Genomic DNA, 20,172 nt, shown 5'->3' on the forward strand with positions numbered 1-20,172 from the left:
TTACTCCTGGGCTTCAAGTTCGGGATGGGACTTCAGGAACGTCACAGCCTGTTCATCGGACGCCGAAACATCGACCGAGGCCTTGACCACGGCGAGCGTGCGTTTGGTCCCCGGAATGCACAGCGTGCGCGAGGTAAAGACCGTGTCGCGAAACTTCAAACGCAGATCCGTCGACGTCGACGCATCAGCGCCGGGCGTTGCAGTGGCCTTGGCCATGGGTTTCCTCCAGACACAAAAAAGCCCGCACTTGGTGGGCTGCATGGTTGATTGATTAATGCGTGTGATGGTTGTCGCTATTGCCAGCGGCCATGATGTTGCCAGTTGCGCCAATATCGCCCGTTACGAGTAACGGTCCATCAATGTTGACCGGCCCTTTGATGTTCACAGTGGCCTCAATGTCGACCGTTCCAGACTTCACCGTCACCGCGTTATCCGTAACGACAAGTTCGGTCCCGCCGACTTTGATTGTCACCGTCCCGCTTGGCACGGTGATCGTGTAGCTGCTTGCCTCCCAGTCGTAGACCAGCGAACCCCCATCATCAAACCGCCAGACCTCGACGTGATCGCGGTTATCCGGCTGGGCGCCGGCGTTGCCGTACAGCCCCGGGATAAACGTTCCGATGCCGGCCTGCCCGCTGGGGTTGAACAAAACCCCCTGCTCGCCAAGGCTCGGCGATCGCCAGTGTCGCGCCTTGCCCGCCGCGAGGCTGTGCCAGCGCACCCAGGCGCTCGTCCACTCGCCATTCGATACCCGAACCGCACCGGCCGCCAGATCAACCCCCACCACCGCACAGGGCATCACCATGGCCGCGATCATGCGGTCATGCTCCCCGTTTGGGTAACTCATGGCAGGTCCTCCGGCGGGAAAAACTCCGGCGCCTTGTCACCGTTGAAACCGAACATCAGCGAACCCGGCGGCTCGTCTGGCCATGGCCAGTCTTCAGTCCCCAGATAAAGTGTGTGGGTCCACTCAACCACCCAGACCGTGTAGCCATCCAGTTCTGGCTTGGTCCAGTCCTGCATGGCCTGCACAAATTCGGCGGGCTGGACGGCTACCCCCCAGGTCTGCATGCGCAGCAGCACCGCCAGTTGAGCAGCCAACTGCGCGGCCTGCTGGCAATGTCGGGGACGAATCGGGTCAACGATGATCCGAGCCTCAAACCTGCAGACCAACGTCGTCTCGCCTGTGCCGATATCGGTACCGGGCTCCATCTCCACCATTTCAAGGAACACCGCAGGCAGCGCGATGCGATCCTTCACGTCGGGCCATGCCGTAACAGCTTTGACGCCTGGCAGATGATTCACCAGATGCAATTCGATCGCCCGATATAGCTCATCAAGCGTAAAGGGATCTTCAGACATTTCACGCCCCCTTCAGATACTTCTGAAGCTCGAAATTGAGTTCTTGCTGCAGTATCTCCAGCAAGCGCGCATGGGCGCGTTTAACCCACTCGTCGAAATGCGGATGTGCATGCTCGAGCGATACTTTGGCCTTGGCCAGCGGAAAGCGGCTGTCGTTTTCCGCGATCCAACCCGAGCTGGCACCACGACTGGACGACACCGTCGTATCGGGATAATCGCCTGAATTGAAATGCTTACTCGCGGTACGGATCCAGATGTCGGCCTTACTGCCATAAACCTTTTTGAGGAAAGCGCCTTGGTACCGCCGCCCCGCCACTGAAACGCCTTTTCCATTTTGCCGCGCCCGACCGATCCGGCTGGATTCAATAGCATTCAGACCGAACCACAACTTGCCGCTTGCTGCCCTGCCTGCGACCGGATAGCTGCGCAAGCGCTGACGCACTGCGGCGACAGCAATACGCTCCTCCCGGCCAACTGCCCGTGCGATGTGAGTGCGCAACCAACCTAATGTTTTGTTGATCGCACGACGTTGAGCGACAGCGGCCGCTTTTGGGACCAACTTGGCGAAGTCCTCGAAAGCTTGCAGACCTGCAGCCGAAGACTGGATAGTCAGCATCCCGCCACTCGCCGAGGAACCGTAGTAACTGCCAATACTCATGCCCGCATCCTCAGGATCAAAGCCACCCAACCGGTACCATCTGGCTCAAGTTGGACTAGGTCATATTGGCCACCGCCGTCTTGTACCGATAGATCAATGGAAACCAATTGCCCCGACTCGATGCCATCCGCATCGATGGCACGGATCTCAAATTGCGGCTCGCGCAAGGCGGTATTAATCCGCCCCATGCGCGGCTGCAGCCATGGCGCCGAAAAAAAACCGGCGATCTCTCGACCGCCGACCGTTGCCATGTCGCCCAAGCCATCCAACACCAGGGCGTCCATGTCGTCGCTCAATTCGCGAAAGCCCATCACTCACCACCGCTGTCTTCGACCTCATTGGCAACGCCCGATTTCTGGCGCAGCAGTTCTAGGGCTCGGGGGTCCTTGAGCGGAGCGATACGCCCTTCGGCGAGTAACGCTTCCTCAATCCCTTTACTTGGTGGACTGTAAGGCTCGCCCTTCACGACAACGACGCGGCCGTCCTGCACGCAACCGTCGATCACCAGAAAATCGGCTTTCTTCGCCATGTCACACCACCTTTGCGTAAATGAACGCATCCGGTTCGAGCAGGCCAGCCAATGCCGCACTCTGCAGCTTCAGCCAACGAGCGCTCGGCTCTTGGGTCACCCAGCTCTTCGGGAAGCGCGCCGCTTCGACCAACCCGCTTTCCACGGCTTCCAGATCTTGAATCGCCCCATAGAGCATGGCGTTGCGCGTGGACGTCGAGCCGAGAATCAAGCCACCTGCCGGAATCATTGGCTGCTCCTGATCATCGCCGTCCAGGTACCATTCGTCGTAGCCATACAGGTCGACACCTGGATCATTCAGGTAGCCCAAGTAAGTCACGCCGTCTGGCAGTTCCTCTGGCTTGATCAAGCCCATGTCAACGCGGCGAGTGTTGAGCTGTTTCATCACCAGCGCACTGGATTGAAATGCGTCCAGCGCTTCACCGCTCATGGCTACGGTGTTTGCCGTGCGCCCGGAGTCCTTGGCGATCTTGCGCTTCCAACTACGAAGATTGGCAATCGGGTCGCCGTCTTCGGTGCCCCACTGACCGCTGCCCAGGCTGATCTTGTGATCGCTGGCCATCAGGAAGTCGATGGTGTCATCCACCCCTTCTCCCACGACGCGAACCTTCCCCGTGGTGAGTGCCTGGGCGCACATCCATTCTTCCCGGCGGATGATTTCGTCGTCCAGATCGCGCAAGTCCTTTCCGAGCAATTGCCCGGCACGCTCCAGCGGCGTGCGCGAGGAAAACGGGTTGTCGCCGGCGGAACGCTTGAGCACCAGCTCGGCGGTGGTCTCGCGCTTGGGTTGAATGTATGGCGGGCTGTAGGTGCTGGTGGTATAGCCTTCGCGCAACGACACACTGCCCGGCAGGCGAGGATTAACGAACGGGGCCATTTTGCGCTTGCCCTTGATTATGTCGATGTCCACGGTTTTGGTCGGGAACGTGACAGGACTGCCGCCGTTGAAAAAGGTGTTCAGCAAAAAGCGTCGCGCGGTTGGCATCTGCTCGACCGCTTCGAGCATGGTGCGGGTATCAAAAATATCCATCAAAGACTCCGGTTTAGCGAACGAACAGGCACAGGGGACGCAGCGCAGCTTTTGCCTGCGCCAAAGTAAATCCCTCGCCGAGAGTGAGTTGACTGGCCAGCACTTCACCGGTCAGGCGGATGGGCGCTACCTGCGCGCCTGAGGTCGTATCAATGGACTGATCCAGTACCGCTGCAGCAGCTTCGGAACCATCGGTTGATGCGGCCTTGCACAGCACGTATTCGCCACTGGCCGTTACTTGCCCAAGGACGGCGCCTCGACTGAGCTTCTGGCCGGAAGCGATCACGGCGGTGTCGATCATCACCGGGAAGGCACCGGCGGAGAGCTGGTCAGGGACATAGGTATGGCGTTCTGGGTTGCTCATGAACTTCTCCAATCAGCGGCGCGAAGCGCCCTCGACGATGGCGTTTACGACGGCCTTGCGCTCACCCTGCGCGGCATCGCCCGCAGGAGTGGACGTAGAAGCACCGGTGGCGTCGGCCTTGATGGCGTTCAGAGAAATGCCGCGATCCTGCGCAGCCTTGAACAGCTGTAGCGCTGTAGCTTCAACGGTGGTGCCTGCTTCGATGGCAGCGGCGATTTCAGTTTCGAAACCCTTGCTGGCCATGGCATTGATGCCGGTGATGCGTTGCCGCTCTGCCGTAGCGCCTTCCTCGCGGCTTTGGGTGCGGATGCTTTCGAGATCCGGCTGATTGGCCTGAGCGATCTCGATCGTTTGCGGATCCGTGCCGGCGGCCAGCGCCTCACGCAACTCCGCCGTGCTGCTGACGGTGGTCATGTTGTATTTCCTCGGTTGAATGGCGGCCGGTTTGGCCAGTTCGGTAATCAATGTTTCAAGCGACCCCAGACGGTGGGCCAAGCCGGACTCGACAGCTGCGGCGCCAACACGAAGGCCTCCGAAGTCGCCCATCTCTGGGACACGCTCCGGCTCTACACCCAAGTTGCGGGCCACCTTGGCGACGAACACATCGCCCATGGCATCGACCGTTTCGCCGACCTTGGCCCGCCCCTCTTCGGTGGAGAGATCCACGCGCTTGTTTGGGGCATTGCGGCTGACGATCTGGTAGCGCTTACGGCCGTTGGCTTCTTCTCCGCCGACCACGGCCTCAACGACCACACCAATACTCCCGGCCAGTGCCGTTTCGTCGATGACGATTTCGCTGGCAGCTGACGCAATCCAATAGGCCGCGCTTGCACCGGTGCCGCCGATGTAAGCGACGATGCGTTTACGGTCACGGGCCGCATGGATCTGGTCAGCCAGTTCGTTTATGCCGGCGGCAACGCCGCCTGGGCTGTCGACGTTCAGGATGATCGCGGTGATCTTGGGATCATCGAGTGCGGTCTGCAGGTCGGTGGCCAGCACCTGAGTGCTGGTCGCGCCGCTGATCTCGGTGAAAAGGTTGGCATAGCGAAACACCGGACCGACTACCGGGATGATCGCCACACCATTGCGTACGCTGACAGTGCGGCTGTTATCCAGTCGCATGCCGGTACGAGTTTCCAGCGCCGCCGGATCGCCCATGCGGTCTGCAATGGTCAGCAAGTTATCCAGGGCGCCGGGCAGCATCAGCCACGGCTGCGATGCAGCCAGCTCGAATGCGCGGGGCATGGTTGTTATTCCTCGTTGGGGTTTGCGGACGGCGGTGTTTCCTGCTCCCGCCCTTTGGGTAAAACGTGCAGGCCATCGTTGCGCCGCTGGGTGACTTCGCGCACACGTTGCCGGTACACCTGTTGCCACGGCTCGCCGGTCATTGCGGCGGTTTCCAGCGTTTCGTTGCTGACGCCAATCTCGATGCGCTTACCGGCAGCGTTGGCTTCCTTCAGCTCATCAATGGCGCCCCGCGCGGGGCCGATCCAGATGGCCTGGCAGTAGGCTTTGCGTTTCGCCGGATCCGCATAACCCGGCAGGCTGATCAATCCACGGGCCACTGCCTCATCAATCAGCAATTCCCGACTGGGCTGGCAAAAGTCACAGATCAACCACCAGCGGCGCAGGCTGTAAAAGCGCCACGCCTGCAACATCGCCGCACGGGCCGCGCTATAGCTGCTGCTGTAGTGCAGCAACAGCTCTTCCATCGGTTGCTCTAAAGCGGCACCGATTTCCTTCACCACTGCCGTGAAGAATGGATCGAACTGCGCATTGGGCCGTGCAGGATTGGCGATTACCGGTTCTTCACCTTGGCCCAGGTCAACAATCGCACCCTCGCCGAGAGCCAGTTCGCCGTCAGACGTTGTGTCACCTGCGTGACCATCGCCTTCGTTGGCTAATGCGGTCAGCGGGAGATTCCCGACTTGAAAGTCGTTGGTCTTTTTGATGAACACCGTGAACATTGCGGAGATCACCGCCGCCATCAGTTCGGCACTGCTATAGCGTTCCAGCTTCTGCAGCGGCTCCAGCACCGGAGCCAGATAAGGCGCTCCGCGCTTCTGCCCCGGACGCTCCTTGTCGGCCATGACGTGCATGACGCGGCGCCGGCCCGTGGCCTCGCCAAAGGCTGGCAGACGCTCCCATTTCAGCGGTTGGCCGGCGGTGTATTCGTTGGGGTATCCGGTGCAGACGTGATACGCCAAAGGCGCCCCCAGCCGGTCGAACTCGACGCCGTCCACGAGGTTTGCGCCGTCAAGTTGACCGGCTGGATTGCACACCCGGTCCGATTCGATCAACTGCAAGCGCGTGCTGAAGATGCAGCCGGGGCGCTCATCGTCAGGACTGGCAATCAGCACGTCACCACCCACCATGGACGAGATCAATACCAATGCTTGTAACTGGTAGTGGTTGAGTGTCGCTTCGGCATCGCATTCGCGTGGATCATCGGCGTACAGCGACCACAAGCGATCAAGCTGATTGTTGATGTGCTCAGCCTGCGTCTCGTCGAGACCTAATGCGTCATGATCGATCTGTGACCGGCAAACCAGCCCGGTTCCTACCACGTTGGTGCGTAAGCGCGTGATCGCCGCACGGGCTATCAAGTGATTGCGCATGGCGTCTCGCGAGCGAGCAACGAGCATTCGACGCTCGTTTTGGTCGAGATCTCGACGCGGACTGCCGAGACCGGGAATCCAGCTGGCCATGCTGCGCAGCACGCGAGACGCGCCCCGCCACCGCGTCTCAACACCTCCCCCTCCGCCCTGAGCGACGATAGGCCTGGACTCGCTTGCCGACTTAGCGAGTTTGAGGGCCTCGCGCATTAACAGCTCGGCCGGGTCTTTTCGAAAAAATCCCATAGTCAGATCTTCATGTAGGAGACGCGGTTGCGGCCACGTCCCTGTTGTTGAGCCTGTTCCAACGCGACCTCTCTGGCGTACTGCTGCTCCAGAAGACGCAAGCTGTTCAGCTCGGCGCGATAAAGCTCGCGATCCGCACGGCGCAGGCGCTGGCCTTTTTTCAGGACGTCAGAGATCGCCGCCCGGACTTCCGCGAGGCGCTGTTGTGCGTCTGTCATATGTGTTTCCTTAATAGCCCGCGCGACTGCGGGTGCCCCGCCCACGAGCGACAGCTCGGCGCGGTACCGGTGCGACCGGTTGTTCGGTACTGAACAGGGTTGGCTGCAGCAACTGCTGCTCCAACTGGTCCCATTCGTGATCGCGTAAGAGGTGAGTTTTCAGGCTGCGAGCCGCGTGCAAGGCATACACCTCGCAATCCAGCGCTTCGTTGCGACGGCCGGCTTTCTTTTGCCAAACCATTTTGCTGGGGTTACGCGGGTGCGGTGCCAGGACTTCGTTGGTGAGTTGCTCGTAGTAGTCCGAGCGGATCTCGCTGTACCAATGCATGCGCCCTGGTCCGGCACCTTTGAGGCGCAGCCGCCCATCAATGAGCGTCTTCGCTTTATGCGTACCGACGATGTGGACTCGCAGGCCGTATTTCGCAGCCTTGGTGTTGTCCTGTGAGGTATCCACCGATTGCGGAGGCTTGGTAAAGATCTCCTTGTCGCGACTGTCGATAGAGGCGCCTTTGATCGCCATCACGTTGTAGCGTTGACGATCCCGCACGTAGGCATATACCGCGTCACTGGTGTTGCCGTCGGAGCTGTCGATGCTGACCGCCGATACCGCCAGTTGCGCACCGCTTTCGACGGGTATGGGTTGAGAAATAACCCGATCCAGTTCTTGCCAAACGGCGTCATGGGGATCGATGGGGTTGCCGTGAAGCTCACCCCAGTACAAGCGCCACGACTCTTCGCCTCGTCCCCAACCGATGATTGTGAGAGCGAGGCGGTCGCCTTGGACGTCAACGCCAACAGTGATCAGCAGGACACCTTTCGGCGCTGTCAGCTCCGCGTAAGGCTCCGCACGCTTTTCCAGCTCATCGGTCTTCGGTGCATCGCTCTGATACTCGTAGCTTTCGCCCTTGGAACTGTTGACGAAAGCGATCATCGGTCCGATGTTGCCTTGGGAGGCCGCGTGTTCGGCCTGGAGCTTTTTCTCCATCAACACCTGGAAACGCGATCCCCAAAACGTCGCGTACAGCTCGTTGAGGATGTAACCCGCGATACCCCGAAACTCGGCTGTAGCCGACCAGCGCCCGTGCTTGAGGTTGGCGTTCTTCTGATTGTCATCCCAGATTCCACCGCAGTGCGGGCAGGAGTAGAACGTTTTTTCCGGCCGCTTCTTGCCGTATACCTCATGCAGGTATTCCGGATCCTCGTCGCAGTGCAGGTTGTCGAAGCTCAACGCGTGTTCTTGGCCGCATTCGTGACACGGCACCAGGCCGACGCGCTTGTCCGACAGTTCCAGCTCCGCATCGATGGCGGACAAGCCCTTGATGGTCGGCGTACCGCCGATGATGATCTTCGAGCGGCGGAACGTTTTCAGTCGTTCCTTGGCGAGCTTGATACTGTCGCCCTGGCCTCGCAGGTTCAGGTTGCAGTCGTCCGGCTCTTCAATGGCAACTCGCGGCACCGGCGTGGACTTTACGCTTGCCGGGCTGTTGGAACCCACCATCTTCAGGAAGCCGCCAGGGAAACGCTTGAAGTCCTGTCGCTGCTGTAGCTTGCGGCTTCGCAGGTCGACTTTCTTGCGCAGGCGCGGCGTGGCTTCGATCATCGGCTCGAGCTTTTCACCAACGTACTGCTTGGCCGCTTCGGCCTTGGGGAACAGCACCAGAATCGGTGACGGATCGATGTCGATCCATTTCCCCAGGGCATTACCCAAAACACCCGAGGTCCATGCCACCTGCGCCGACTTGCGACCGACGATCTCACTGACAGCGGGATCGTCCAGCGCTTCCAATGGACCGCCGGGCCAGATCAGGTGAGGCGTAACGTCAAAGCGATATTTGCCTGGGCGCGCGGCCTCTTCCGGTGCAAGCCAGCGGTACTTGTCCGCCCACTCGATAATGCTCATGCGAGGCGGCGGCGCCCACTTGCGGCAAGCGCCGCGCAGCGCTTTAGTCGCCGTCTTCCTCAAGGCCCTCCGTATCGTCCGGTTCGTCAGAATATCTATCTGACGCGGCATCATCCTTGTCATAGTCAGAAAGCCTCCTCAGGATGGCTTCAATGGGGTCGCGAATCAGCTGCTCGTCGACTTCCACGTCGTAGCGCGCCGAGAGTTCGGCGGCCAGCACGTCAGGGAAAGAGTTGAGCAACTCAACTTTTGCAGCGGTGATCATTGCTTCGAAGCGTTCGATCAAATCAGCAGCGATGACCACCTCGCCAAGATCCTTGGCCATCGCGAGTTCTTCACGATCAGCGCGGATCCGGTCGAGGCGATCGCGGGAAGATTCTTTTTTGCCGTTGAGTGCGGCCTGGTGCATCAGCCACTGAATCACGGCTTCAGTGTCGTATTGGTTTTCGTTGCCCCGACCGAGGCCGAACTCGGTCACAGGCATGCCGTCGTTCTGCCAGCGGGTCAGGGTGCGTTCATCGCGACCGACGATCTCGCTCAAGTCGGCCTTGCTGACTGTCCTTCCCATATCTAACCCTTTGAAAAGACGGACATCCCTGTGAAATTCTCAGCTGCAGAGATCCCGCGAGTTCCGTAACCCGTGTAGGGGGAGGCCTTCGGGGAGGACCCGGAAAAACCGTGCCCCGCGCCGCGCCCACCTTAGGTGCGGTCGGTCGATGCCGATTCGGAAAGTCCAAGCCGCTTGGCAGCCCAGCGTTCGTACAACCCGATGGCAACGTCGGCGCCGGCCATTGCCGTCAGGCAACCCAACGCCCCTGCCGTCCAGATCGTCATGCCGGCAGCAATCATCAACATCATCGCCGTCACCCCGCAGACAATGCAGGCCCCCGACCGAAGCGCGAGCCTGCGCAACAACGCCCAGCCCCGCGCCCCATCCTTGTCCGCCCGCCACATCTCCCCCGATACGCCACCGACCAGAGCCAGGACGATCACTAACCAGATCGGCATTTCTGCCAGTGCTTGTTGTTCGCTTGTCATCGCCTACCCCATGAACGCAAAAACCCGGCGCAATGGCCGGGTTTGGTGGTGTGGTGCCTGCCGCTCTCTGCGGTCGCACCTATCGAAGATGACTACTTTTTACAGGTCGATTCCGGTGGCAGCAACCCTGTTTTAATGCCACCCGGTGAATAAGTGGGTAACGCAGGGTGAACGCCTAGCGAATGTCGGTGAATACACCACCACGGCAATCTGTTGTAGCGGTGGTGTCCCATACGTCCCACTTTTCAGAGTCGAAGTGGGACGCCTGAGAGCGCCTAAATTCGGGGCTTCGCCCCACTGTCCTACTTATCCTTCTCCTTTCTCGTGTAAAGGAAGAAATTTAAAGAACACGCGTTCGCGCGTAAGCGGGTACTGCTTGCCCACTACGCTCACACGGGCGGGAGGCACGACTAGGCGGGACGGTGGGACAACCCAACAACGACAAGGCCCGCACCTGTCCCACTGCATCAAAACGCAGCGAGACAAGACGGGCCAGTGGGACAGCCACAACCGGAGCGCTATCTGGGGTCACGCAGCTGCCCCCATCAGCACCCAATAGATCTGCAGATGCGCATCATGCAAACGCTGGTAGTACGTATCGCGGCCACAACCGCAGTGGGCATACCGCAAGCGCATATCCACATCGAGCGTGCAGTAATGCTCACGCACCACCTTGACCAGCTCTGGCGCGAGGTGCTTGGTCACGATCAGTTCGATGTCCAGCGAACTCTCCAGCGGCGCACGGAAGGCACGCCGCCCCCTGATCAGTTGCCCGTTGCTCTCCATCATCATGGCAACCATATTTCCCCCAGCCAGCCCCCCTTTTGAATGTTCCGAGTGCAGCTCCTGCGCCCACAACCGAAGCAGCGAATCGATCTCCTTAATCAAAGCAAGGCTCCTCGAACTCCACTCGCTGCAACGCCGAGGCACCGCCCCACCCTGCCGGCTTCTTGTAAGCCCAAGGCCGCTGGCCGCTCTTAGCCAACGCCGGCAACCGAACACGCCGCCAGCCCAACCGGTGCATGATCGCGCCGACGCGCATCTGCTCCGGTTTGCCCCAATGCCCGAAGTCCAACTTCAACGCACTGGTGAGCACGTCACTGCCGGTGGTGGTCTCGCCGATCTGCGACTCTTCAAGCCAGGTCAGAATCGGCCCTTCCCATTCATCCACAACGAAACGCTCGTCCTGCTCTTCGCCGAACATTGCCGCCTCATCCAGGGTCACCCACCATAGGTCGCCCGCGTCGTAGCAGAAAACTGCCTCGGCCCACAGCTGATCGCGCATCGAGCGCAACAACTCCAGATCCACCTTCGTACATGCGACCGGCCAGTAGCGCCGGTTGCCGGTGGCGTCCTTCAGGTACTCGTCTTGGTTGGTCGTACCCACGAAAACACACTGGCGTGGCACGTCCATCGTTCTGCGGCCGTAGCTCTCGCGGTAAGTGTCGGTGGAGGCCGAAAAGAACTGCTTGGCCTTCGTACTCTCAGCTTTGTTGAAGCTGTCCAGCTCGCCCAGCTCGACAATCCACTTGCCCCGGATCGCCTGAAACCCGTCCTTGTCGCCCAGCGCAAACGGCGTATCCATGAACCACTCGCCGCCGAGAATGCTCATCGCCGTCGACTTACCAGCGCCCTGCGCACCTTCCAGAATCATCACCGAGTCAGCCTTGCAGCCCGGCTTCATCACTCGCGCCACCGCCGATAACATCCAGCGCTTGCCGACCTTTGCCGAATAATCTGTCGCCTTCACGCCCATTACGTCCGTGAGCCAGCTTTCCAAGCGCGGCACGCGATCCCACTCAAGCTTGCGCAGGTACTGCCGCACTGGATGAAACGCATGGTCATGCGCAACAACACTCACCGCCTCGATCACATGCGAGGCCTTTACACGCAGGTTGTACTGCTGCGCAAGCCACTTCATCACCCGAACATCGTCAATGTCAGCCCAATCGCCCGTGCCGCCGCCATAGGGCGCCGCACGTAGCTTGACGATCTTCGAGCTGAACGCGCTGTAGCTGATCACCCCGGCCCAACGCTCATCGTTGGCCAGGATCAATTCGACGTTCTGCATGTGCGCAATCAGCGCGCCGCTCTCGCTACGTGCAAGCAGATCTTTCCAACCACCAGCAGCCGGCGGCTTGACCACCGCCAGCACCTGACGACGCACAGCTTCCAAACCTTCCGCAACATGCAGGTCGTTGAAGTCGGTCCACTTCGCTTCCCGCTCGCCGGAAAAGATCGGTGCGACCACCTGGCCACCGACAATCAGCGCCGCGTTGTTTGCTTTCTCCTCACCGGGGTTCCACGCATCGCCATTCGGCTTTGTGGTTTTCCAGTCATCGTCCCGGCAAATGATCAGCGGGCAACCGGCGAAACGCTCTCGCATGGCCTTGCAAACCACTAGCAAGTTGCCCGCATCAAACGCAACGGCGACGGTCAGTGACGTGGCCATATGCAGACTTGCGCCGGTCGCGTAACCCTCACACACCAGCACCGGCTCGCCCGGATCAGGGTGAGGCCCGATCAGATGGAAAGCGCCCTCCTTCGACATGCCGTAAGGCCAATAGGACTTGTCCCGGCCGGTGTCCTCTTGCTTGGTCGGAAACACCACCTGCAGGCCAACAATCTCGTCCCGCACATTGCTCATCGGTACCAGGAACGCGCCGGTGCGCGGCGCATACCGAACGCCGAAGCCGACAATCTGCTTTCGGTCCAGATAGTCGCTACGACCCTTCTCCGGCATGCGCGTGAACATACCCGCCGCCCGCTTTGCCGCTCGACGTGCTGCGTTGGCCGAGATCTCAGCCGCCCGGCGCTTGGCCTCTTCCTGTCGAGCGCGCATAACCTCGCGCTCTTCAGAAGACATCCGCCCAGCCTTGACCTTGATCTTCTGAGACTCGCCCGACCGCCAGTCACCGAACGCACCGAAGATCAGCGTCTCGCCTTTCGCAGTGCACTGCTCATGAACGACATACCAACCGTTCTTTTCCTTGCCCTTGTCCTGCGAAGTCTTACACCGGGTCAGCTTGCCGAATACCAATGGCTGCGCAGGCTCAAGACCGTAATCCGCGAATTGCCCCAATACCTCATCGAGCATGGCGTGCCCCTTTCAATTCCGCGAGAGAAAGGCAGTCCACGCATTGCGTACAGCCGGGTTGCGCCAAGCGGCGCGCTTCCGGAATCGGACCATCACAGGTTTCACAGTACAGAAGCGAATGTGCCGCCAAAGCGGGCTTGGCGGCGAGGAGACGTGCAGCGAGTGCCTGATCGATGCGCTCTTGCACCAGGTCATTAGCGAAGTCGACGATATCAACCACGATCAGTACCCCGCGTCGTCTGATTGACGTAGGTAGCGCGGTTGAACAACCCCAACAGCCCTTGAATGCCTCGAAACACCTGCAGGCGAATCGCGGCCAGTTCCTCATCGGAAACAACCCCGTCACCAATGCTTTTGGCCCAGGTATCCGCCAAATCCGCGACCTGCCGGAAGTATTCAGCAATTCCGGTGGTCAACGTCTCGGGCATGTCGTTGGTGTACGCCTCAGCCAGCTCCTGCCAAGTCGTATCACCGACCAATGCATGCACCGCATCCAGAATGCGGCGATCTTTGGTCAGCTCCAGAATCTCGCCGAACTCTTGAATGTTCACAGTGTGGCTAGGATGGGTTGGGGACAGCTTGTGCTGCAGCGTGGTCGCATTTCGGCCGGTGGTGGCTGCAATGGCTGCGGCGCCGCCGGGGTAGTCCCGTGCGGCATGGTAAAGCGCGAGATCGAGCGGCAAAACTTCCCGCTGCGCCCGCTCAACAGAACTCAGAGCGATACGGCTCATGGCATTAATCCTTGTAAGTTGCCAGTGCCGCGCGACATGCAGTGGTGATACATTTGCCGCGTGGCTTGAAAGGGCCCAAACGCCGGCTAGATCTTCGGGATCGATACCGGCACCGTGCCGGGGCGAGCAATCCGTTGCTCACCCCAGGCGCAACAGCTGCCAAATCTGTGGTGGAAGAGGCAGCAACACCAAGGCTTCCGAGCCTTGGAAAAGCGCGATAAAGAGAGGTGGTTGCATGTGGTGTGCCTGCCTTTCTTTATCGCGACCCGACAGCGCTGTGGTGGTGCGTGCCGGGAGGAACTGGGCGACCTTTGGGTCGCCTTTTTTCTTACTAAGCTGCGGCTTTTTGTGGAGCCGAAGCGTTCAACAGCCAAGCCGCTTCGAATGCGTTGCCTTTCTGCTTCGCAACAGTCGCTAACAGCTCGGCGTATTTGGTTTCACCTGTGTAATCCGTTCGCGGCAGGCAAGCAGCCTGACGCCATTTATTCAGCGCTTGGTAGCTTCTATTGCAAACCTTTGCAGCGGCCCCGATGCCGCCAACGGCTTCAAACGCAAACGCAATCGCGCTCGGAAAATCTGCGGGGTCCAACATGACAATCTCCATTTATCAACTTGTGGTTGATGTTATAGATCAACTGACTATTGCGCAACCACTGTGAGACTCTCAACTCATGGTTGATAAAAATACTCTCCGCGCAGCTTTTAGCGAGCGCCTACACGAAGCCCTCAACGATGCCGGCGTGCGCAGCCGTGGTCGGGGGGTGGACATTCATCGTCAATTGAAGGCCTTGGGGGTGGAGAAAACTACGCAAGCCATCAGCAAATGGCTAAATGGCGAGGCAATAGCCGAAGCAGACAGCATGTCTGCCCTCTGTTCATGGCTTAAGGTAAGACGAGAGTGGCTTGAGTACGGTGTATTGCCGAAAAAGCAGACTGGAGAGAGCAACGTTCATAAAATAGCCGTTGGTGACGGAAGTAACGTCCGTGAAATCAATCAGCGATTTGGCAAAGTCCCGCTCATCTCTTGGGTACAGGCCGGTGCTTGGTGCGAGGCAATTTCAAATTTTGAAGCTTACGATGCAGACTCATGGCTTTCTTGTCCCGTTCCCATAAGCAATCACGGTTATGCCTTGAAGGTTCTTGGTGACTCAATGACTAATCCAGGACCTGGGCGCAGCTACCCAACCGGATGCATTATATTTGTTGACCCCGAAGCAGAAACAAGGACAGGTGATCGCGTAATAGCTAGAGTTCCACGTACCAATGAAGCGACATTTAAGGTTTTAGTTGAGGATGCCGGACGGCAATTCCTACGACCGATTAATCCGCAATATCCAATCATTGATATTACGGAGGAAACCCACATTTGCGGAAAGGTCGTCGGATCTTTTATACCGGAATAATGCCGCCTAAAAACACCGAATATTTACGCCGTCAAGCCTTCAAGCCCGGCAAGGGCCGCAGATTTCAATCCTCTTTCCACAACTGAACCTATCAATGTCATAAGGTAAACCTGTTCAGCTGGCGACTGAGTCTCCATAAGTTTATTCCCTAATTGAACTATTAGCTTCCCGACACTATTATCTACCGATTCGTAGCCCCCGCACTTTAAGACAAACCTCAACAACCCACAAATCTCAATCAATGCAATGCCTTTTTCAGTTAAAGGCATATAGAAACCTGCAACTTCAACTATTCGAATATGCTGTTCATAATCATGAAAATGCGGATGACAGAATTTATATTCATCGGGATCAGTCGGAAACTTTCTGCGTGTTCGAGAGGGGCGAGAAAGAACTTCTTTATTAGACTTACTGCCATTACAGTCTTTACAACTAACACACAAATTCTGAGACTCAAACATAAACTGAGGATTTTCATCTTTTGCAATAACATGCTCCGCATCCCACGTCCCCAAGTGCTCAACAACTATACGCTGCTTACAATATGGACAGGTATAATTTTGAGCTTGCAAATAATGCTTTTTAATTGCCTCCTTTACACTAGCATATTCACCTTTGTGCGTATTTTTCCAAAAACTTCCAGTTTTGGATTTAAATGGAAGCGCATTAAACTTATCAACCAGAACCTGCTGCTCAGATGCATAAGAAATTGGAACAAGCTTCAGATCAGCCATTGCTCAATTACCTTCAGCTCGTAACAGTGCGCTCTCTAATAGCGAGATTAAGCGGAGCACAGGATCATCGGGCTCCAATTTCGCTTTAAGGGAAATGAGACGATTTAAAACCTCTAATCGCTCGTTACTCAGTTTCTCTCCAGAACCGAGTGTACTCAAAGCGCTAAGCACCTCCCTTGAGAGATACTCGTTCTTGTAGCCAGGCGTATGGAAAACATTTGCCAACTGAAAATCAGCGGACCGTTTATTTATCAGCTCAGCATCAGATAAAACATTATTTTCGAGATCCAAAACATAGCAATTTTCACTGCCCAACTTCGCAACAATTTGGGGCGAATGCGTAGCAATGACAAAATGACAACGCTTAAAACGACTAAACATCGACATCAACAACTCGATATATCGCTCCTGCCATTCAGGGTGTAAACAAACTTCAGGCTCGTCAATACAGATTAAGGAGCCGTCCTCAATTTGACTAGCAATACCTAGCATAGTCATCACAACACATTGCTCGCCAGAACTGGCATCTTTCATCTTAATTTTTTTGTTTTTCTTTTCTAAAGTCACATCTCTTAATCGCAAAAAGCCCACAGCGTGCAGATGATAAAAGTAATCACCTAATGGCTTTCCAGTGCTCGCATCAAACACTCCATCAGAACATAAAATCAAAGTGACGGTAGACTTATCGTGATCCGACTCATATTGCTGCATACTTAGCAGCAGTTTCTCCAAGGCATCGTTTCGTGTCTTTTTGTTACTGAGAGAGCTTTTTAACCTATAGCTAAGTACGCCACCAAGATACTCTTCAAGAGCACCAACTGGATTAGCAGAGGTTATTATTTTTCTTAAACCAACAAGTTTAGGAATAAGATGAAATTCGGCTTGAATCTTTTGATCGTACCCCAGATAACTTAAGGTACTAGTTACAGATAAAGCATTGGAGGGATCATCACGCATCGCCTGCATCAATGCACCTAGTATACGGCTTAGATATCCCAAACCGAGATCTTCACTCATGATACCTTTAAGCCCAAGATAGCAATAACCATTCACACCATTTATCTCACGCGACATAGTCGAACGTAGGAATGGAAATTTATCAAAAGGGCTAGTTGATACCGCTATTACTTTTTTTGGTTTCCCGCGAGCAAATGATTGGTATACTTTTATAGGCTCAACAGCCGGCTCACCCTCAAACAATCCAGACGGAGTTAAAGATCTTATTAAGCTTCGCAGAAGACGACTTTTACCAGATCCGTTACGACCAACAATCGTCGTATAGATATTCTCATCTAACTCTAAATTGCCTTTACGAAATTGATGCTGGACTCCATTAAACAAGCATCCATCAATCATTGCACGCCCTCCCTGCCGACAGTAAAAAGAACAGGGTAACCAGATGCTTTGTAGATCGCAAATAGCCATCACAAGATTTTTTCTGCCCCCTAAGCGCACCATTAAAAAAATCATTTTTTTTCTGAATCGATCAAATCATTGGCAGTTGACACAAATCAACCGTTGGTTGATATTGCTTTCACTCTCCCACCACAGAGCGAAGCAAACCATGCACACCACAGCAACCCTGCACGTCCACCCAGCCGCTGCTAGCCCCTTCAAAATCTTTGAGATCCGGCGCCTAGCCCGCGAATGCGGCTGCGCGTTCGCCATCAGCAAACCGAAGCTGACAGCACGCGCCACTTCTGCCCCAGTCAATCCGAACGGCGGAGGGCACGCAGCATGATCAAGTACAAAATCGACAACCGCACCCTGCAGCTCCTTAATGCTCAGGTCAATTTGACCGAGACTTTCAACCACGTACTACGGACCGCACCTAGGCGCGAGTGTCTGGCATTTCGCCTCAAGGTTGAACGTGGCACCCCTGAAAGCACCTTCGTCGTGGAGCTGGGCAGCGAACGCCACACGCTGACCCTCCCGAACGAAAAGAAGATGCATCTCAAGCTGGCCGACTTCATCGAAGAGATCGCCAACGGCCCGTTCGATGCGAGCAATACCAGCGACCTGCTGCACCGCCCTCACGCCAGCCGCGAATACGGACGCTTTGAAGTCTCGGACAAGCAACGAGTGTTTGAACTGGTGCGCACCGGCGGCGTGCTGAATCTCGACATGGGTTTCGACTACCCGCTAATCGTCGCGCTGCACCGCACTCAATCGCGCTCAGGCGTCACCACCATCCTGAGCATCGGCAACAAAAGCCCGCACACCAGGTGCTTCACCGTATACGGCAGCGATGCAGAGATCTACGTCAAGGTCAGCGAGTCCATCAACCACCTTGCTGCAGCGGCAACTCCAGCTGCACACGCGGCATGAGGGGCACACCATGGAACGCACCCTCGCCCAAGCCGCAACCCACCTCGGCCTGACTCGGCCGAAGCTCATCGCACGCATGCGTGAAAAAGGTCTGCTCAACGAGCGCAACCTGCCGGTCTATCCCAACCGTGATCGCGACTACCTGCGAATCAAGGACGGCCAGTGGTACCACGACCAGCTCGGCATGCAGTACAGCCAGTCGACCCGGGTGAAAGAACACGGCATTCGCTGGCTGGCCGAACAGTTAGACGTCGACCTACCTGCCATCCCGGCAGACAACCGTGAAGTGGCCTAGGGAATACGCCCGCCAGATCATCGCCATGCGGACACGAGAGGAGCGCAACGCCGCGCTCCTCGAAGTGCCCGAACATCTGCGCGAGCTGACCAGAACGCATTGCCTGAACGCCTGGAACCACCCGGCCAGAAAACAACGCAAGGAGGCCCAACAAAGCCATGAGTAACACAGCACAAAACCCGCTGCGCCTGCACCCTGCACCGGAGTCAGCCACCGTCGAACTGCTTTACCGCATCTTCGGCGACGTCCTGATCCCGCTCGACAAAGTGCGCGAGCAGTACTTCCGCAACCTCAACGAACAATCGTTCGTGGCCGAGATCAGCAGCGGCCGCATCCAGCTCCCAATCACCACGCTGGACACCAGCCGCAAGGCACCGAAGTACGCACACATCCGGCACGTCGCTTCCCTGATCGACATCCGCGCCTATAAGGCCGACGAGGACATGCAGCGACAGCAGGACGACACCAACGAGTAATACTCAAAACCGAATGGCTGCCACCACCAGCCAATGACAACACCAGGAGCACACCACATGACTGCAGTTCAAATCTACGCGCTGATAGCGATCGTCCTCATGGTCGCCGGCGTTTACTGGCTCGCCTACCGGCACGGCTTCAACAGCGGCCGAGCCGAGGGATATTCAGGGGGCTACAGCGAAGGCTATGACGTTGGCGGCTGTGTTGGGTATCGAGACGGCCAAGCGATCCAGAGCGCTGATAGCACGGAAGAAATCCGCAACTTGCAGCACACCCTTGATCAGGCGCACGACCAACGCAAGAAACTCTACGCCCACTACGAGCGCGCCTTGGCTGCCTCAAAACTTGGCGAACAGGAACGACTGACCCTACTGGAAATCGCCGACAAACTCCGGATCGCATCTGAAACATTCAGCGCCTTTCGCACCGGCAAAAAGCTAGAACGCGACACCCGCACCCTCCGCGACCAAGCGCTCGCCATGGCTGCCCTGCTGGAACCGGCCGAACAGGAGAACGCGGCATGAGCGAGCTCCGTCCCCAAACCAGCAACCACCGCAACCCGGCTAACGCCCCATCAGCGGCGCAGGCACCAACGCGCACTCAAATTTCGGAGGAAAGCGGCATGCAAATGGACCAGCACGACACCCAAACCACGACCGCTTTGCTCCGCAAGGAAACCAGCGTCGACACACCAGAAACAGACAGTCTCTGCTGCGCAGCAGCAGGCATTATTGCTCCTCCCAGCAGCTCCACCGAGGCGCTTATACCCCACGAAAAGCTGCGCGAGGCAGCAACCCCCAATGCCACGCTAAACGCTCAGAATCGCCCGCCCGCGCAGCTTGCAGAGGGGTATAAGCACCCCGATTGCGCGTCCGAACACCCCGCAAAAATTGAAGCCAACAAGGTGCAGATCAACGAGCGTGCCGAGTTCGAGAAAGAGTTCCCGGTGCCCGAAGGGCTGCGGTACTGCACACAGCGAGGCACGTACATCACCGCACCAGGCGCGAAGACATCCGACTCATTCGCCCGTGAGCATTACGCGTACCGGGCCGGCTTCGCCGCGTGGAGCCGCAGAGCGTGGAAGCATGCCGCGCTCGTTGCTCAGCAAGAAGAGGCGTGCCCATGCAGCCTCTAGCGTTTGTCCTGA

General features: G+C 57.4%; 27 protein-coding genes. 6 read left to right on the forward strand and 21 right to left on the reverse strand.

Annotated elements, in window-relative coordinates; all coding sequences use genetic code 11:
- The 19 genes from HU727_RS15490 to HU727_RS15580 all read right to left on the reverse strand — a co-directional run bounded on the left by HU727_RS15490 (position 1) and on the right by HU727_RS15580 (position 14,380).
- Positions 1-216: a hypothetical protein gene (locus HU727_RS15490; protein ID WP_186533116.1), complete on the reverse strand. Its 216-nt coding sequence runs from the start codon at positions 214-216 to the stop codon at positions 1-3.
- 55 nt (positions 217-271) lie between these two features.
- Positions 272-847, reverse strand: coding sequence for a phage baseplate assembly protein V (locus HU727_RS15495; RefSeq protein WP_186533117.1), 576 nt, complete (start codon positions 845-847; stop codon positions 272-274).
- Positions 844-1,362 (reverse strand): hypothetical protein, encoded by a 519-nt coding sequence (locus tag HU727_RS15500; RefSeq protein WP_186533118.1) that lies wholly within the window; start codon positions 1,360-1,362, stop codon positions 844-846. Before HU727_RS15500 ends, HU727_RS15495 begins: the two co-directional genes overlap by 4 nt.
- 1 nt (position 1,363) lies before the next feature.
- The gene (locus HU727_RS15505) at positions 1,364-2,020 is read right to left on the reverse strand and encodes a hypothetical protein (protein WP_186533119.1); all 657 of its coding nucleotides are present in this window, start codon (positions 2,018-2,020) and stop codon (positions 1,364-1,366) included.
- On the reverse strand, positions 2,017-2,331 hold the full coding sequence (locus tag HU727_RS15510) for a head-tail joining protein (protein ID WP_186533120.1): 315 nt from the start codon (positions 2,329-2,331) through the stop codon (positions 2,017-2,019). The genes HU727_RS15505 and HU727_RS15510 overlap by 4 nt, the downstream gene beginning before the upstream one ends.
- Positions 2,331-2,549 (reverse strand): hypothetical protein, encoded by a 219-nt coding sequence (locus tag HU727_RS15515; protein ID WP_186533121.1) that lies wholly within the window; start codon positions 2,547-2,549, stop codon positions 2,331-2,333. Before HU727_RS15515 ends, HU727_RS15510 begins: the two co-directional genes overlap by 1 nt.
- 1 nt (position 2,550) lies before the next feature.
- A complete protein-coding gene (locus HU727_RS15520) occupies positions 2,551-3,579 on the reverse strand; it encodes a major capsid protein (RefSeq protein ID WP_186533122.1) in 1,029 nt (342 codons plus the stop codon).
- 13 nt (positions 3,580-3,592) lie between these two features.
- Entirely contained in the window at positions 3,593-3,943 is a 351-nt protein-coding gene (locus HU727_RS15525; RefSeq protein ID WP_186533123.1) for a head decoration protein, read from the reverse strand.
- Between the two features lie 12 nt (positions 3,944-3,955).
- Positions 3,956-5,188, reverse strand: a complete 1,233-nt coding sequence (locus tag HU727_RS15530; RefSeq protein WP_186533124.1) for a S49 family peptidase — start codon at positions 5,186-5,188, stop codon at positions 3,956-3,958.
- A gap of 5 nt (positions 5,189-5,193) precedes the next feature.
- The gene (locus HU727_RS15535; protein WP_186533125.1) at positions 5,194-6,804 is read right to left on the reverse strand and encodes a phage portal protein; all 1,611 of its coding nucleotides are present in this window, start codon (positions 6,802-6,804) and stop codon (positions 5,194-5,196) included.
- Positions 6,805-6,806: 2 nt separating this feature from the next.
- Positions 6,807-7,022, reverse strand: coding sequence for a hypothetical protein (locus HU727_RS15540; RefSeq protein ID WP_103305626.1), 216 nt, complete (start codon positions 7,020-7,022; stop codon positions 6,807-6,809).
- 10 nt (positions 7,023-7,032) lie between these two features.
- The gene (locus HU727_RS15545) at positions 7,033-8,922 is read right to left on the reverse strand and encodes a phage terminase large subunit family protein (RefSeq protein ID WP_103305625.1); all 1,890 of its coding nucleotides are present in this window, start codon (positions 8,920-8,922) and stop codon (positions 7,033-7,035) included.
- A 43-nt stretch (positions 8,923-8,965) separates the two neighbouring features.
- Positions 8,966-9,490: a DUF1441 family protein gene (locus HU727_RS15550; protein ID WP_186533126.1), complete on the reverse strand. Its 525-nt coding sequence runs from the start codon at positions 9,488-9,490 to the stop codon at positions 8,966-8,968.
- Between the two features lie 131 nt (positions 9,491-9,621).
- Entirely contained in the window at positions 9,622-9,960 is a 339-nt protein-coding gene (locus tag HU727_RS15555) for a phage holin family protein (protein ID WP_122505828.1), read from the reverse strand.
- 528 nt (positions 9,961-10,488) lie between these two features.
- Entirely contained in the window at positions 10,489-10,848 is a 360-nt protein-coding gene (locus tag HU727_RS15560; protein ID WP_083352345.1) for a PA0613 family protein, read from the reverse strand.
- Entirely contained in the window at positions 10,841-13,057 is a 2,217-nt protein-coding gene (locus HU727_RS15565) for a VapE domain-containing protein (protein ID WP_186533127.1), read from the reverse strand. The genes HU727_RS15560 and HU727_RS15565 overlap by 8 nt, the downstream gene beginning before the upstream one ends.
- Positions 13,047-13,277, reverse strand: coding sequence for a TraR/DksA family transcriptional regulator (locus tag HU727_RS15570; protein ID WP_186533128.1), 231 nt, complete (start codon positions 13,275-13,277; stop codon positions 13,047-13,049). Before HU727_RS15570 ends, HU727_RS15565 begins: the two co-directional genes overlap by 11 nt.
- Complete coding sequence (locus HU727_RS15575; RefSeq protein WP_083352342.1) at positions 13,270-13,788, reverse strand: phage regulatory CII family protein; 519 nt, start codon at positions 13,786-13,788, stop codon at positions 13,270-13,272. The genes HU727_RS15570 and HU727_RS15575 overlap by 8 nt, the downstream gene beginning before the upstream one ends.
- 331 nt (positions 13,789-14,119) lie before the next feature.
- Entirely contained in the window at positions 14,120-14,380 is a 261-nt protein-coding gene (locus HU727_RS15580; RefSeq protein ID WP_186533129.1) for a hypothetical protein, read from the reverse strand.
- Positions 14,381-14,459: 79 nt separating this feature from the next.
- On the opposite strand from HU727_RS15580, the gene HU727_RS15585 reads away from it, so the two are divergent.
- Positions 14,460-15,191, forward strand: coding sequence for a LexA family protein (locus HU727_RS15585; RefSeq protein WP_186533130.1), 732 nt, complete (start codon positions 14,460-14,462; stop codon positions 15,189-15,191).
- Positions 15,192-15,214: 23 nt separating this feature from the next.
- On the opposite strand, the gene HU727_RS15590 is transcribed toward HU727_RS15585, so the two are convergent.
- Positions 15,215-15,925: an HNH endonuclease gene (locus tag HU727_RS15590; RefSeq protein WP_186533131.1), complete on the reverse strand. Its 711-nt coding sequence runs from the start codon at positions 15,923-15,925 to the stop codon at positions 15,215-15,217.
- A 3-nt stretch (positions 15,926-15,928) separates the two neighbouring features.
- Complete coding sequence (locus HU727_RS15595) at positions 15,929-17,281, reverse strand: AAA family ATPase (RefSeq protein ID WP_186533132.1); 1,353 nt, start codon at positions 17,279-17,281, stop codon at positions 15,929-15,931.
- Positions 17,282-17,662: 381 nt separating this feature from the next.
- Here HU727_RS15595 and HU727_RS15600 point away from each other — a divergent pair, with 381 nt between their 5' ends.
- The 5 genes from HU727_RS15600 to HU727_RS25750 all read left to right on the forward strand — a co-directional run bounded on the left by HU727_RS15600 (position 17,663) and on the right by HU727_RS25750 (position 20,160).
- Positions 17,663-18,253 (forward strand): hypothetical protein, encoded by a 591-nt coding sequence (locus HU727_RS15600; protein WP_186533133.1) that lies wholly within the window; start codon positions 17,663-17,665, stop codon positions 18,251-18,253.
- A 10-nt stretch (positions 18,254-18,263) separates the two neighbouring features.
- Positions 18,264-18,548, forward strand: coding sequence for a phage antirepressor KilAC domain-containing protein (locus HU727_RS15605; RefSeq protein ID WP_186533134.1), 285 nt, complete (start codon positions 18,264-18,266; stop codon positions 18,546-18,548).
- Positions 18,549-18,706: 158 nt separating this feature from the next.
- Entirely contained in the window at positions 18,707-19,024 is a 318-nt protein-coding gene (locus HU727_RS15610; protein WP_083366740.1) for a pyocin activator PrtN family protein, read from the forward strand.
- A gap of 57 nt (positions 19,025-19,081) precedes the next feature.
- Positions 19,082-19,549: a hypothetical protein gene (locus HU727_RS15615; RefSeq protein ID WP_186533135.1), complete on the forward strand. Its 468-nt coding sequence runs from the start codon at positions 19,082-19,084 to the stop codon at positions 19,547-19,549.
- Positions 19,546-20,160 carry a hypothetical protein gene (locus HU727_RS25750; protein ID WP_225919849.1) on the forward strand — a complete coding sequence of 205 codons (615 nt, stop codon included), beginning with the start codon at positions 19,546-19,548 and terminating at the stop codon, positions 20,158-20,160. The genes HU727_RS15615 and HU727_RS25750 overlap by 4 nt, the downstream gene beginning before the upstream one ends.
- The last annotated feature ends 12 nt before the right edge of the window (positions 20,161-20,172 follow it).

The sequence above is a fragment of the Pseudomonas khorasanensis genome (assembly GCF_014268505.2).
Lineage (GTDB): Bacteria > Pseudomonadota > Gammaproteobacteria > Pseudomonadales > Pseudomonadaceae > Aquipseudomonas > Aquipseudomonas khorasanensis.

What these genes read in the sequence shown, in the direction of transcription:
- HU727_RS15590 (WP_186533131.1), bottom strand. Translation starts at nt 15,925, where the DNA reads ATGGCTGATCTGAAGCTTGTTCCAATTTCTTATGCATCTGAGCAGCAG.
- HU727_RS15585 (WP_186533130.1), top strand. Translation starts at nt 14,460, where the DNA reads ATGGTTGATAAAAATACTCTCCGCGCAGCTTTTAGCGAGCGCCTACAC.
- HU727_RS15495 (WP_186533117.1), bottom strand. Translation starts at nt 847, where the DNA reads ATGAGTTACCCAAACGGGGAGCATGACCGCATGATCGCGGCCATGGTG.
- HU727_RS15595 (WP_186533132.1), bottom strand. Translation starts at nt 17,281, where the DNA reads ATGATTGATGGATGCTTGTTTAATGGAGTCCAGCATCAATTTCGTAAA.
- HU727_RS15505 (WP_186533119.1), bottom strand. Translation starts at nt 2,020, where the DNA reads ATGAGTATTGGCAGTTACTACGGTTCCTCGGCGAGTGGCGGGATGCTG.
- HU727_RS15530 (WP_186533124.1), bottom strand. Translation starts at nt 5,188, where the DNA reads ATGCCCCGCGCATTCGAGCTGGCTGCATCGCAGCCGTGGCTGATGCTG.
- HU727_RS15610 (WP_083366740.1), top strand. Translation starts at nt 18,707, where the DNA reads ATGAGTAACACAGCACAAAACCCGCTGCGCCTGCACCCTGCACCGGAG.
- HU727_RS15520 (WP_186533122.1), bottom strand. Translation starts at nt 3,579, where the DNA reads ATGGATATTTTTGATACCCGCACCATGCTCGAAGCGGTCGAGCAGATG.
- HU727_RS15580 (WP_186533129.1), bottom strand. Translation starts at nt 14,380, where the DNA reads ATGTTGGACCCCGCAGATTTTCCGAGCGCGATTGCGTTTGCGTTTGAA.
- HU727_RS15540 (WP_103305626.1), bottom strand. Translation starts at nt 7,022, where the DNA reads ATGACAGACGCACAACAGCGCCTCGCGGAAGTCCGGGCGGCGATCTCT.
- HU727_RS15615 (WP_186533135.1), top strand. Translation starts at nt 19,082, where the DNA reads ATGACTGCAGTTCAAATCTACGCGCTGATAGCGATCGTCCTCATGGTC.
- HU727_RS15555 (WP_122505828.1), bottom strand. Translation starts at nt 9,960, where the DNA reads ATGACAAGCGAACAACAAGCACTGGCAGAAATGCCGATCTGGTTAGTG.
- HU727_RS15545 (WP_103305625.1), bottom strand. Translation starts at nt 8,922, where the DNA reads ATGAGCATTATCGAGTGGGCGGACAAGTACCGCTGGCTTGCACCGGAA.
- HU727_RS15510 (WP_186533120.1), bottom strand. Translation starts at nt 2,331, where the DNA reads ATGGGCTTTCGCGAATTGAGCGACGACATGGACGCCCTGGTGTTGGAT.
- HU727_RS15550 (WP_186533126.1), bottom strand. Translation starts at nt 9,490, where the DNA reads ATGGGAAGGACAGTCAGCAAGGCCGACTTGAGCGAGATCGTCGGTCGC.
- HU727_RS15605 (WP_186533134.1), top strand. Translation starts at nt 18,264, where the DNA reads ATGGAACGCACCCTCGCCCAAGCCGCAACCCACCTCGGCCTGACTCGG.
- HU727_RS15600 (WP_186533133.1), top strand. Translation starts at nt 17,663, where the DNA reads ATGATCAAGTACAAAATCGACAACCGCACCCTGCAGCTCCTTAATGCT.
- HU727_RS15515 (WP_186533121.1), bottom strand. Translation starts at nt 2,549, where the DNA reads ATGGCGAAGAAAGCCGATTTTCTGGTGATCGACGGTTGCGTGCAGGAC.
- HU727_RS15500 (WP_186533118.1), bottom strand. Translation starts at nt 1,362, where the DNA reads ATGTCTGAAGATCCCTTTACGCTTGATGAGCTATATCGGGCGATCGAA.
- HU727_RS15575 (WP_083352342.1), bottom strand. Translation starts at nt 13,788, where the DNA reads ATGAGCCGTATCGCTCTGAGTTCTGTTGAGCGGGCGCAGCGGGAAGTT.
- HU727_RS15525 (WP_186533123.1), bottom strand. Translation starts at nt 3,943, where the DNA reads ATGAGCAACCCAGAACGCCATACCTATGTCCCTGACCAGCTCTCCGCC.
- HU727_RS25750 (WP_225919849.1), top strand. Translation starts at nt 19,546, where the DNA reads ATGAGCGAGCTCCGTCCCCAAACCAGCAACCACCGCAACCCGGCTAAC.
- HU727_RS15565 (WP_186533127.1), bottom strand. Translation starts at nt 13,057, where the DNA reads ATGCTCGATGAGGTATTGGGGCAATTCGCGGATTACGGTCTTGAGCCT.
- HU727_RS15490 (WP_186533116.1), bottom strand. Translation starts at nt 216, where the DNA reads ATGGCCAAGGCCACTGCAACGCCCGGCGCTGATGCGTCGACGTCGACG.
- HU727_RS15535 (WP_186533125.1), bottom strand. Translation starts at nt 6,804, where the DNA reads ATGGGATTTTTTCGAAAAGACCCGGCCGAGCTGTTAATGCGCGAGGCC.